The sequence below is a fragment of the Knoellia remsis genome (assembly GCF_003002895.1).
Lineage (GTDB): Bacteria > Actinomycetota > Actinomycetes > Actinomycetales > Dermatophilaceae > Knoellia > Knoellia remsis.
In genome coordinates, this window is record NZ_PVTI01000046.1 from 1 (window position 1) to 11,796 (window position 11,796).

An 11,796-nucleotide genomic window follows, 5' to 3' on the forward strand; every position below is an offset into this window, starting at 1 on the left:
CTAGCTGTACTCGGCCGCGAGGTTGGTGACACGTAGGCGTTGACGACGAGGAGAACCTCCGGGTGAGGTGTGGATTGTCGAAGTCCCAACCGCCCGGAGGTTCTCGTGTCCCACGCTAACGCTCGTCTGAATGTTCATGGTCGTCGTCTGTTGGTCGACCGCGTTCGCCGCCAAGGGTGGGCAGTGGCTCATGCCGCGAAGGCGATGGGGATCTCGCGTCAGTGCGCTCACAGGTGGGTGTCCAGGTTCGACACCGAGGGTGAGGCCGGGTTGTCGGACCGGTCCTCGGCGCCGCACTCCAGCCCTCGCCGCACCGCGACATCGGTCGAGGACGCGGTGGTGGCTGCCCGGCGGGAGCACCGGCGTGGTCAGGACTGGATCGGGCCTGAACTGGGTGTCCCGGCACGCACGGTCAGCCGAATCCTGCGCCGCCATGACCTGCCCTACCTGCGGCATTGCGACCCGCTCACCGGGGACGTGATCCGCGCCTCGAAGACCACCGCGGTCCGGTATGAACGCGACCGCCCCGGCGAGCTGGTTCACGTTGATGTCAAGAAGATCGGGCGCATCCCCGACGGTGGCGGGTGGAGAGCCCACGGCCGCCAGATGGGCTCGACCGCGGCACGGAAGAAAGCGCGCATCGGGTACGACTACGTGCACTCCATGGTCGATGACCACTCCCGGCTCGCGTACAGCGAGATCCTCCCGGACGAGACCGGCCCCACCTGCGCCGCGTTCATCCTGCGCGCCGCCGAACACTTCGCCGCCCACGGCATCGCCGCCATCGAACGCGTCATCACCGACAACCACTTCAGCTACCGCAAAAGCAACGACGTCAGGGACGCGATGACCGCCATGGGGGCCACGCACAAGTTCATCCGGCCCCACTGCCCCTGGCAGAACGGAAAAGTCGAGAGGTTCAACCGCACCCTGGCCACCGAGTGGGCCTACCGACAGGTCTTCACCAGCAACGCCAACCGTGCCGCCGCTCTTGCACCCTGGCTACACGAGTACAACACTCGACGACGCCACACCGCGCTCGGCGGACTCCCGCCGGTCAGCCGCCTGTCACCAACGTGATGGCCGGGTACAGCTAGCCGCTCGACCGCCACGCGCCCCCGAGAAGGTGGGCGGACGGCATACCGCGAGCGGACGGCATACGCGCACATCCGCGTGTGCAAGGGTGACGCCATGACACAGCCGCCGCAGGGGAACGCCGTCGACCCGACCGCCACGCAGACCGAGCCGATCCGCTTCCGGGTCCGACAGAAGCTCACGATGATGGTCAACCGCTACGAGATCCACCGGCTCGGAGCGGACGGCAGCGAGCAGGGGCTCATCGCGTTCGCCGAGCAGAAGCGGATGGCGTTCAAGGAGCAGGTGACGTTCTTCGCGGACGCGAGCAAGCGGCAGCCGGTCTTCGGGTTCAAGGCCCGCACGCGCATGGATCTGGGCGCGACCTATGACGTCGCGGACGCGACCGGGACGCCGATCGGCCAGTTCCGCAAGGACTTCGGCAAGTCGCTGCTGCGGTCGACGTGGCACCTCACGACCGCAGCCGGCGTCACCGCCGTCGGTCAGGAGCGCAACCAGACCGTCGCGATCGTGCGGCGGGTCTGGGACTTCATCCCGGTCGTCGGCGAGATCCCGCTGCCGTTCCTCTTCCACTTCGACTTCCGGACGCCGAGTGGCCAGCTCGTCATGAGCAGCACGAAGAAGGCTGCCCTGCGCGACGCGTACACGGTGGAGCTGCCGCCCGTCGACGGGTCGCCCATCGACTGGCGGGTCGGTGCCGCCATGGCCGTCGCCCTCGACGCGCTCCAGTCGCGCTGAGGCGCGGCCCCCGCGACGCCAACGCCCCCGCGGCCCCCGCGGCCCCCGCGGCACCAACGGCGCCCATCCGCGAGGCGTGCGCTCGTCGAGAGCGCGCACCCGGCATACGTCCAGCAAACTCCCAGACTTCGCCGCGACACTGGTGCAGTGACCGCCCACGCCGCCACCCCCGAAGCCACGCTGCTCGTCGTCGAGGACGAGCCCAACATTCGTGAGCTCCTCGCGACGAGCCTGAAGTTCGCCGGCTTCGAGGTGCATGTCGCCGGCTCCGGCAGCGAGGCGATCGGCCTCTCCGGGAAGACGCAGTTCGACCTCTGCGTCCTCGACGTCATGCTCCCCGACATGGACGGCTTCGAGGTGACCCGCCTGCTCCGCGAGAACGGGCGCCACCTCCCCATCGTGTTCGTCACCGCCCGCGACTCGCTCGACGACAAGATCAAGGGCCTCACCGTCGGCGGCGACGACTACGTCACCAAGCCGTTCAGCCTCGAGGAGGTCGTCGCCCGCATCCGGGCCGTCCTGCGCCGCACGCGCGGGGAGCTCGACGACAGCGCCGCCCTGCGGTTCGAGGACCTCGAACTCGACGAGGACAGCCACGAGGTGCGCCGCGCGGGCCGGGTCATCGAGACCAGCCCGACCGAGTTCAAGCTGCTGCGCTACCTCATGCTCAACCCCAACCGCGTGCTGTCGAAGGCGCAGATCCTCGACCACGTCTGGGAGTACGACTTCCGCGGCGAGAGCGGCATCGTCGAGTCCTACATCTCCTACCTGCGGCGCAAGATCGACACCGAGGGCCTGCCCCCACTCATCCACACCAAGCGCGGCGTCGGCTACGTCCTCAAGCTCCCGCCGCAGACGTGACGACAGCATGACGACGACCCCCGCCCCGCAGGCGGTCGTCCGCCGGCTCGAGGCGATGCCGCTGCGGGTGCGGCTCGTCGCCATCGTCCTCGTGGTCCTCACCGCCGCCCTGCTGCTCACCAACCTCGCCACCGCGTACCTCATGCAGCGCGACCTCATGGGCCGCGTCGACGACGAGCTGCGCAGCGTCGCCGAACCCGTTGCGCGACAAGCACTCAAGGACCTCACCCAGGGTGAGCAGGAGCTGACACCGACCGGGTACGCGTTCGCCCTCTTCCCCGTCAACGGCCCCGCGACGATGGTCCAGCCGACGGGCGAGGAGGACGCGCACCCCGACCTCCCCCGCATCGCCCTCGACGACACCCGGCTCAAGTCCGGCCCGTTCACCGTGCACTCCAGGGACAGCGACGTGGACTGGCGGTTCGTCGCGGGCACGGTCGGCGGCAACGAGGCGACCTTCGCCGTCGGCGTGCCGCTGCAGTCGGTGAAGCAGACCGTGACGCGGCTCCTCGTGACGACCGGTGCGCTGAGCGCGCTCGTCCTCGCGGTGTCGGCACTGCTCGGGTGGTATGCCGTCCGCCGCGCCTTCCGCCCGCTCGCCCAGATCGAGGACACCGCGGCGGCAATCGCCGGCGGCGACCTCACGAGACGCATTCCCGTGCGACAGGCCGAGGACGAGGTGACGTCGTTGTCACGCAGCCTCAACGCCATGCTCGCGCAGATCGAGAGCTCGTTCGCGGTGCGCGAGGCGTCCGAGGACCGGATGCGCCAGTTCGTCGCGGACGCCAGCCACGAGCTGCGCACCCCTCTCGCCACGGTGCGCGGGTATGCCGAGCTGCACCGGCAGGGCGCCATCTCCGACCCTGCGGACACGCGGGCGGCGATGGAGCGCATCGAGTCCGAGTCCGGCCGGATGAGCGGGCTCGTCGAGGACCTGCTCACGCTCGCTCGTCTCGACGAAGAGCCGGTCGCGGCGATGGGCGAGGTCGACCTCACCGTCCTCGCCGCCGACGCGACCGCCGACGCGCGGGTGCGCGCGCCGGAGCGGCGCATCTCGCTCGTCGGTCTCTCCGGGCCGCTCGACGTGACTCCCGCGTGGGGCTCGGAGTCGCGGCTGCGGCAGGTCGTCACCAACCTCGTCGCCAATGCCGTCCGGCACACACCCGAGGGCACACCCATCGAGGTCGCGGTCGGCGTCGACGGGCCCGACGGCGTTCTCGAGGTTCGCGACCATGGAGCCGGAATCCCTTCTGGCACAGCGCATCGCGTGTTCGAGCGGTTCTACCGGGCGGACCCGTCGCGCACCCGCGGAGCCGGCGGCAAGGGTGGCGGCAACGGCCTCGGGCTCGCCATCGTCGCGGCCATCGTCAGCGCCCACGACGGTCGGGTCGGGGTCCAGGAGACGCCCGGTGGCGGGGCGACCTTCGTCGTCCGGGTGCCCACGCGGCCCCGCTCGCAGGCGCCCGGTTCGGGCCCCGGCCCCGGTGCTGCTCCCACAGTGCCCTCACAGGTACGGCCCAGCACCCCTTGAGGTCGGGGCACTTGAGTGATGAGTGCCAGCACACCCAAGGAGAGCGCCATGAGCCACACCGAGTCCGGACACCCGGCCAGCCGCCCCGACGCACCGGCTGACGTCCCGGCCGGCGGGGCGCCGACCCAGACCCTGCCGCACCAGAGCGCGCAGCCCCGCCCCCCGCACGATGGGCAGCCGCACGGTGGGCAGCCGCACGGTGGGCAGCCCCACCCGCCGCAGAGCGGGGCTGCCCACCCCACGCACGGTGGGCAGCCCCACGGGCAGCAGCCCCCGGCATACTCCGCCGGGGACACCCAGCGATACCTCAACGCGCAGCCCGACACCGCGCGCCCCCAGCCCGCGCCGACCACCTGGTACGGCGCCAACGAACCCGCCGGGCCGGCCTTCCCCCCTCCTCCGGCCCCCGGGGCGGCCCCGCACGAGCCTGCGCCACAGCCGACCCCTCGGCGTCGGCGCGGGGAGCTCGTCGCGGTGGCCGCGCTCGCCGCCGTCCTCGCCTCGGGCGGCACCTTCGCCGCGGCCCAGCTCACGCAGGACACGCAGACCTCCTCCACTGCGTCGCCCTCGTCAGAGCTGGGCCGCGGCACACAGTCGGCCCCGGTGTCCCAGGCCGACCCGCAGAACCCGAACTGGACCGCCACGGCCGCCGCCGTGTCGCCGAGCGTCGTCGCCATCAAGACCGACAGTGGCGAGGGGTCCGGCGTGGTCATCGACTCCTCCGGCAACGTCATCACGAACAACCACGTCGTCGCCGGCGCACAGCAACTCACCGTGACCCTCAGCGACGGCCGCACCTTCAAGGCACGTATCCGCGGCACCGACCCGTCGACCGACCTCGCCGTCCTGTCGATCGAGGCCGCCCCGAAGGACCTCAAGCCCATCGCCATCGGCGACTCCGAGGCCCTCAAGGTCGGCGACCCGGTCATGGCCGTCGGCAACCCACTCGGGCTCGCCGGGACCGTGACGACGGGCATCGTCAGCGCGCTCAACCGGCCGGTGACGACCCAGGCCGCACAGGGGCAGCCCCAGCAACAGCCGCAGAACCCGTTCGGCAACCCCTATGGCGAGGGTCAGCAGGGGCCGCAGAACCAGGAGCAGGGAGAGGGCAACCAGCCGGTCGTGACGAACGCCATCCAGACCTCCGCCGCGATCAACCCCGGCAACAGCGGTGGGGCCCTCGTCAACGCCAACGGCCAGCTCATCGGGATCAACTCCTCGATCGCGTCGCTCGGGAGCTCGGGTGGCTCGTCCGGCAACATCGGCATCGGCTTCGCCATCCCCATCAAGGAAGCCGCGAGGATCGCCAAGGAGCTCATCGCCGACGGCAAGGCCGAGCACGCCTACCTCGGTGTCAGCGTGCTCGACGGCACCGCCTCCGACGGGTCCGCGACGCGCGCCGGGGCCAAGCTGCAGAGCGTGTCGCCCAACACCCCCGCAGCCAAGGCCGGACTGAAGACCGGAGACGTCGTCACCGCGGTCAACGACGAGTCGGTCGACTCGTCCGAGTCGCTCGTCGCCCACATCCGTGAGTACGCGGTCGGCGACAAGGTGACGGTCACGCTCCTGCGCGACGGGAAGAGCCAAGACGTCGCGGTGACCCTGGAGGCAGCCCCCTCGAACTGAGCACCGCGAGTGAGTACCCCGACTCATGGAGTCGGGGTACTCCTCGTTCCACCCTCGGTTCATGGACACCCAGCTGCAGGACGTGCGGCGACTCGAGGCCGAGTTCGCCGACGCGATGACCCGCATGTACGCGGTCGGCAACTCCTTGGCCCGACTGCGCGCCTCGATCGAGCTGGAGGGCACCGGTCCGGCGACGACGGCGCCACCCACGCCGCAGCCGACGCCCACTCCCGCGTCCGCGCCAGAGGCGCAGTCCGCACTCGCGGCAGCCGCGCCCGCGCCGGCGGCGCCCACACCAGCCAAACCCACACCCGCCACGCAGCCTGCGGCGACCGCACCCACGCCGTCGTGGTGGCAACGCGAGGGAGCGGTGACACGTGCCCTCGCCGTCGCCGGTGCCGTCGTCACCCTCATCGGCGTCGCGATGCTGCTCGCCCTCGCGATGCAGCAGGACTGGTTCGGGCCCGGACTGCGGGTCGGCCTCGGGGTCGTCCTCGCCCTGGGCCTCGTCGGGGCCGGACATGTGGTGCGGCGCCGCGAGCGCGCGGCGGGACGGTTCAGTGCCGCCCCGGTCGCCCTCACAGCCACCGGGTATGCCGCGGGCTACCTCGACGTCGTCGCCGTCACCACGGTCTACGGCTGGCTTCCTGCGACCGCCGGTCTCGCCGTCGGTGGGCTCGTCGCGGTGACCGGACTCCTCCTCGCCCGGCGTTGGGAGAGCCAGCTCTTGGCCGTGCTCACCGTCCTCGGCGCCACACTGCTCGCGCCGGGCGTGGCCAACGGCGTCGGTGACGAGGTCGCGCTTTTTGCCGTCGTGCTCTCCGGCGCCGCCCTGCTCGCGCGCGGCGACCGCGGCTGGCCGCTGCTCGCCATCGCCCGCACCGGCCCGACGTCGCTCCTCGTCGCGGCTGCCACAGTGGTGAACGGGTCGACCCCCTCGCCAATCCCCGTGGTGGCCGCTGTCGCGCTCACCCTGCTCGCCGTCGCCGGGGCGGTCTCGGCGGGCCGGCACACGCCCACCGACCTCACTGGGAGTGCCATGACGGCGCTCGCCTCGGGAGTCCTCCTGGCCAGCCTCGCTCCGTACGGGGAGAGGACCCGGACCACGGGGCTCGCCCTCACCGCGGTCGGGTTCGCCGTGGCATTCGCCGTGACGGCCAGACGACCCGTCGGACCGGTCCCGACCCCGCTCGCGCTCGTGCTCGGCAGCGTCTCCGGCGTCTCGGCGGTCCTCGCCGTGACGAGCGGCGCTCCGGACCGGTGGCTGACCACGGCGCTCATCGGTGTCGCCCTCGGCTACGCCGCGGCCGCAGTGACGACCCGATCCCGGGTCACCTTGGTCGTCGCCGCAGGCACGGGCGTCGTCGCCGCGCTCGCCTACCTCGTTCACCCGGGCGCCTACATCTCCCTCGGCACAGCGGCGGAACACGACGCGGGCGTCGCTCTCCTCGACAGCCTCCTCGCGGCCGGGGTGGCTGCCCTCGGGGCCTGGGGCGTCGACGTCGTCCGTGGCCTCCCGAGTGGGGTGCGGCGCAGCACGCGCGTCGCCGCGCTGATCGCCGGGCTCGGCACCTCTGCGGTCGCAGTCGTCTCGACCGGCTTGCTCATCGGTGGTGTCCTGGACGCGACGGCGATGGGCTTCGTTGCCGGGCACGCTCTCGCCACCGTGCTGTGGATGCTCGTCTCGGCGTGGCTGCTGCTCCACGGCCTGCGGGCCAGCCGCCACCGCGAGCTCACGTTGCGGCTGGGGCTGGGACTCGCCGCGGTGAGCGTGGCCAAGCTCTTCCTGTTCGACCTCGCCACCCTCGACGGGCTCTGGCGCGTGGCCGCCTTCATCGTCACTGGACTGCTGCTCCTCGCCAGCGGAACGGCATACGCGAAGGCACTCGATCGGTCACGCCCGACCGGCGCAGCGTGACTCGCTGCGCCCCGGCTCTCCAGCCGACCCCGCGGGAAACCGCCGACTGACACGATTCCCGGCCGCCGACACGCGACGGCGCCGACTGACACAATCGCGGCATGCGTCGCGACGAGGTGTGGGACGAAGCCGTGCGGATCACCGGCGGCGACGCAGCCGGTCTCGCCACGGTCCGCGCCGACCTGCTGCGCCGCTGGTCCGAGCCGCACCGGGACTACCACGACCTGCGCCACCTCGACGAGGTGTTGGCCGCGCTCACCGAGCTGCGCCCGAGTGCGCTGGATGACGACCTCGCGTGGGCAGCAGTGGTGTTCGCGGCGTGGTTCCACGACGCGGTCTATGACGCCACCGCGCCCGAGGACAACGAGCGTGCCAGCGCCGAGATGGCCCGGGACGCGCTGTCCCGTTGCGGTGTCGACTCCGCAACGGTCGAGCTCGTCGGGGAGCTCGTCGAGGAGTCGGCGACCCACGACGTCACGCAGACCCGCGGACCGCGCGCCACCTTCCACGACGCGGACCTGTGGATCCTCGCCGCACCGCTGGACAGGTTCGACGACTACTGCTCGGCCGTCCGCCGGGAGTACGCCGACGTGCCGGATGATGCGTATGCCGCCGGGCGGGCCGCCATCCTCGGCCCGTTCCTGGACCGGGCGGACACGTACCGGACCGAGCATGCGCGGCGGCGCTGGGAGCCGCGCGCCCGGGCCAACCTGCGCGTCGAGCTGGACCGGCTCAGCGGGTCTCGATGACGTGCTCGGCCACCGGCCACCAGAACAGGTGCCCACAGAGGGCCCGTAGCTCGTCTGGGGTGACCCAGCGCCGGTCCGTCGTGTCGTCGAGCTGGGCGGTCAATGCGGGCCGCACGCCGTCGACGTTCGCGGCGTAGACCTGGAGCAGGTCCTGTCCCGGACGCCAGAGCCCTGCCCCACCACCGATCTGCCGGAAGCGTTCGTACGCGACCGGAGCGAGCGCCTCGCCGGTGAGGACCAGTCCGCACTCCTCACGCACCTCGCGCAGCGCGTTCTCGACGACCGGTTCCTCGCCTTCACGCCACCCTCCGGGCGCACCCCACTCGTCCCGGCGGCGACTGTGGACCACGACGAAGTCACCCGCCGCGTCCCTGACGAAGACCATGGCCGCGAAGACGCGGTCCGCGTCTGCGGGACGGCTGCTCGCGATGAGGTCGACCTCAGCGGTTGTGCCGTCGGGGAAGTCGACAGGCGTGACCTTGGCGAGGCCGCGGTCGCCCTTGCGCTTGGTCAGTCGCAGGCCGCTCGCGCGCAGCCGCCTCACGAGCTCACGCGCCTCGGTGGGCTGGGCGCCCGCGGCGACCACCGCGGCATACCGCTCCTCGGGAACGTCGTAGTGGTCCCCCTCGAAGCCGCGACGCGGTAGCCCTGCCCGCTCGGCGAAGGCGTGCAGCTCCGCGATCGAGGTGTCACTCACGAGGTGCGACCACAGCCTCCCGTGGGCCGGCCACGCCGGTGGGTCGATGAGGAGCACTGGGTGATCGTAGGCCGTGACATCGACGCGGTGTGCCGGGCGCCCGAGCCGTACCGCGGTCAGTCGATCGTGACGCGGGCGACTTCCCGGATTCGCGGGGCGTCGAGGTCGGCGAGGGTGTCGCCGTCGACCTCGCCCTTGTCCCAACGGACGACGAGCCCGCGGCCCTTCACCTCGAGCGTCGCGAGGTTGTTGTCGAACCATGGCCCTTCGGTGAGGGTCCATGACATCGGCGCGTTCGGCACCGTCGAGCTCCTCGAGACCACCAGCCGCAGTGGCCGGGAGAGGCCCTTGCCGATGAACGCCTGGAGGACGCGGACGACTCGCGGCAGCGGGTTGCGGATGGGAGAGCAGACCAGCTGCACCACCGTGGACGCGCCCGGTCCGAGCTGCTGCGGGGAGATCTCGGTGACGTAGGAGTTGTGCACGTCGCCCGAGAGGAACGTGATCGTGCCAGGTGCGCGGCCCCGCTCCCCCCGCGCCGTCTCGACGACCATGTCGAAGACCTTGCGGAACCCCTCCTGGAAGGCCGCCCAGTGCTCGAGGTCGACGGCGCGTCGCACCTTCTCGCCCATGCCGGCCCAGCGCTGCCCCCACGCCCCCGAGGCCATGGCCTCGTTGATCGCCTCGAGGTCGTGGATCCCTTGGGCGATGAGGAACGGCAGCGAGGTTCCGATGAACAGATGGTCGACGTCACCGTGCAGCTGCTCGTCGAGCCAGTCCATCTCGACCGGGTCAAGGATCGAACGCTCACCGGGTTCGAGCACGCGCGCCGCCCGGGAGTCGACGACGATGAGCCTTGACTCGCCGAGGTCACGCGAATAGCTCCACCGGTACGTGTCGGGGCGCGCGTCGACCCGCTCCGCGAAGGCGTCGAGGACGTCGGTGAGGTCGAGCTCGCCCTGCTCGTCGTCGTGTCCGGCGACGACCTTCCAGATCTCGTCCTCGGCGAGCGCCGCGGGAGACAGGTTCCCGGCGTGCTGGAACACCCAGTAGGACGCGAGGCCGCCGACGATGCGGCCGTGCCACCACGACGTCGCGCGCATCTCCTCGAGCCAGGACCGCGAGGTGTTCCAGTCGTCGCGGATGTCGTGGTCGTCAAAGATCATCGTGCTCGACAGGGTCGAGAACAACCAGCGGTTCAGCGGGTCCGACCATGCGAGCTGGTAGAGGTGGGCGTACTCGTCGAAGTCCTTGAGCTCCTCTCCGGGCTCCTCGTCGAGCGAGCGTCGGGAGGCGATGTACTCGCGCATCTCGTCCGAGGTCTCGTCGGCATAGACCTGGTCCCCGAGGAAGCACACGAGGTGCGGCCACTCGTCCTCGCGACGGTCGGGTCGGGACAGCCAGTGGGCGTAGGCGCGCAGGGCGTCGACGCCGTTGCTGCGGTTGCCCTCGGCGTCGTGTGGAACGCTCGTGCGGCACGACCCGAACGCGAGCCGGGTCGGCTCGGTGTGGCGAAGCAGCCGGATCCGGCTCGGCGGCAGTCCCTCGAACGTCTGCTCGGGCCGCGGCCAGACCTCCTCCCCGTCGATGTCGACGCGGTAGTCGCTCGACTCGCTCGTGGGCAGGTCCCCGAGGAGGACGAGTGCGAAGTGTCGGCCGTGGACGGTGAAGGTGCGCGTCGTGAAGGACCGTCCGAAAGCGTGCACGCTCACCCGGGCGTCGTCGCGGGTCTGCACCCAGATGGTCGCCGCGTCCTCGCCGACGTAGCGCAGGAGCGGGCCGAGAACCAGGGGAGAGTCGGACACCCTGACGTTCTACCCTCCTTTGCTGGGCGAGACCAGCACGTGCGCTGTATGCCGTCCGTCAGCAGCCTGTGCCTTCGTCACCAGCGGTTGGCGCCGAGAGGCCGCTGACGCGGCCCGCGCTGTCAGGCCGAGTGCGGCAGGTTGGGGATGCCGTCGGGCCACGCGACCCTTTCCGTCCACGCGTCCCCTTCGGGCCATGCGTCACCACGACGCCCAGGGTCAGCTGTGGGGTCAGGCCGAGTGCGGCAGGTTGGGGATGTCGTCGGGGCATGCGTGCCCTTCCGTCCCCACGTCACCTTCTGGGCACGCGTCTCCTTCGGGCCAGGTGTCACCGTGGGGCCATGTGTTGGGGTCGGTGGGGGTGTCGTGGGCGATGAGGTCGTCGACGAGGTCGAGCAGGACGTCGTCGGGTAGGTCGAGGCACCGCCCGGTACTGGGTCCGGTGTCCAGGACCCGCCGGGCTCGGGCACGCTCACGCTGACCCTGTCGCGCGCGGGCGCGACGGAGGTCGGTGAGGCGTTCGGGCAGACATCGGTCGTACGAGCCCGGGGAGAGGTCCCAGGTCACGCACCGGCCATCGACATCGGGTGGATGCACCACCGCGATCAGCCGTCGCTCGTGCACCAGCGTGTGATGCCGCTGACACAACAGTGCCGCGTTGCTCAGGTCCGAAGGGCCACCGTCGGCCCAGTGCACGACATGATGCGCCCGCGACCACATCGCCGGAGCGTCGCAGCCCGGGAACGTGCAGTGCCGGTCCCGCCGCCACAGCTCAC

Annotated in this window: 10 protein-coding genes; 7 read left to right on the forward strand and 3 right to left on the reverse strand. The window is 71.3% G+C overall.

Annotation, left to right across the window (positions count from 1 at the left end):
- Nucleotides 1-105 precede the first annotated feature (105 nt).
- From BCF74_RS16485 to BCF74_RS16515, 7 genes are all read left to right on the forward strand, one after another.
- Nucleotides 106-1,080 (forward strand): IS481 family transposase, encoded by a 975-nt coding sequence (locus tag BCF74_RS16485; protein WP_106298037.1) that lies wholly within the window; start codon nucleotides 106-108, stop codon nucleotides 1,078-1,080.
- A gap of 111 nt (nucleotides 1,081-1,191) precedes the next feature.
- A complete protein-coding gene (locus BCF74_RS16490; protein WP_106299027.1) occupies nucleotides 1,192-1,833 on the forward strand; it encodes an LURP-one-related family protein in 642 nt (213 codons plus the stop codon).
- 147 nt (nucleotides 1,834-1,980) lie between these two features.
- Complete coding sequence (locus BCF74_RS16495; protein WP_106299028.1) at nucleotides 1,981-2,694, forward strand: response regulator transcription factor; 714 nt, start codon at nucleotides 1,981-1,983, stop codon at nucleotides 2,692-2,694.
- 7 nt (nucleotides 2,695-2,701) lie between these two features.
- Nucleotides 2,702-4,225: a sensor histidine kinase gene (locus BCF74_RS16500; RefSeq protein WP_106299029.1), complete on the forward strand. Its 1,524-nt coding sequence runs from the start codon at nucleotides 2,702-2,704 to the stop codon at nucleotides 4,223-4,225.
- 48 nt (nucleotides 4,226-4,273) lie between these two features.
- The gene (locus BCF74_RS16505; protein WP_177426689.1) at nucleotides 4,274-5,851 is read left to right on the forward strand and encodes a trypsin-like peptidase domain-containing protein; all 1,578 of its coding nucleotides are present in this window, start codon (nucleotides 4,274-4,276) and stop codon (nucleotides 5,849-5,851) included.
- Nucleotides 5,852-5,912: 61 nt separating this feature from the next.
- Complete coding sequence (locus tag BCF74_RS16510) at nucleotides 5,913-7,769, forward strand: DUF2339 domain-containing protein (protein WP_146133024.1); 1,857 nt, start codon at nucleotides 5,913-5,915, stop codon at nucleotides 7,767-7,769.
- A 101-nt stretch (nucleotides 7,770-7,870) separates the two neighbouring features.
- Nucleotides 7,871-8,518, forward strand: coding sequence for an HD domain-containing protein (locus BCF74_RS16515; RefSeq protein ID WP_106299031.1), 648 nt, complete (start codon nucleotides 7,871-7,873; stop codon nucleotides 8,516-8,518).
- Here the strand turns inward: BCF74_RS16515 and BCF74_RS17940 are convergent.
- The 3 genes from BCF74_RS17940 to BCF74_RS16530 all read right to left on the reverse strand — a co-directional run.
- Nucleotides 8,502-9,272: a DUF4031 domain-containing protein gene (locus BCF74_RS17940; protein ID WP_106299032.1), complete on the reverse strand. Its 771-nt coding sequence runs from the start codon at nucleotides 9,270-9,272 to the stop codon at nucleotides 8,502-8,504. The two genes, BCF74_RS16515 and BCF74_RS17940, sit on opposite strands and share 17 nt — an antisense overlap.
- A 59-nt stretch (nucleotides 9,273-9,331) precedes the next feature.
- Nucleotides 9,332-11,020 (reverse strand): alkaline phosphatase D family protein, encoded by a 1,689-nt coding sequence (locus BCF74_RS16525; protein ID WP_106299033.1) that lies wholly within the window; start codon nucleotides 11,018-11,020, stop codon nucleotides 9,332-9,334.
- A gap of 231 nt (nucleotides 11,021-11,251) precedes the next feature.
- Nucleotides 11,252-11,796: HNH endonuclease signature motif containing protein (locus BCF74_RS16530; RefSeq protein ID WP_146133025.1), on the reverse strand; the 545-nt coding region annotated here is incomplete at its 5' end.

Coding starts and splice junctions, on each gene's coding strand:
- BCF74_RS16500 (WP_106299029.1), top strand. CDS start 2,702: ATGACGACGACCCCCGCCCCGCAGGCGGTCGTCCGCCGGCTCGAGGCG.
- BCF74_RS16505 (WP_177426689.1), top strand. CDS start 4,274: ATGAGCCACACCGAGTCCGGACACCCGGCCAGCCGCCCCGACGCACCG.
- BCF74_RS16490 (WP_106299027.1), top strand. CDS start 1,192: ATGACACAGCCGCCGCAGGGGAACGCCGTCGACCCGACCGCCACGCAG.
- BCF74_RS16515 (WP_106299031.1), top strand. CDS start 7,871: ATGCGTCGCGACGAGGTGTGGGACGAAGCCGTGCGGATCACCGGCGGC.
- BCF74_RS16510 (WP_146133024.1), top strand. CDS start 5,913: ATGGACACCCAGCTGCAGGACGTGCGGCGACTCGAGGCCGAGTTCGCC.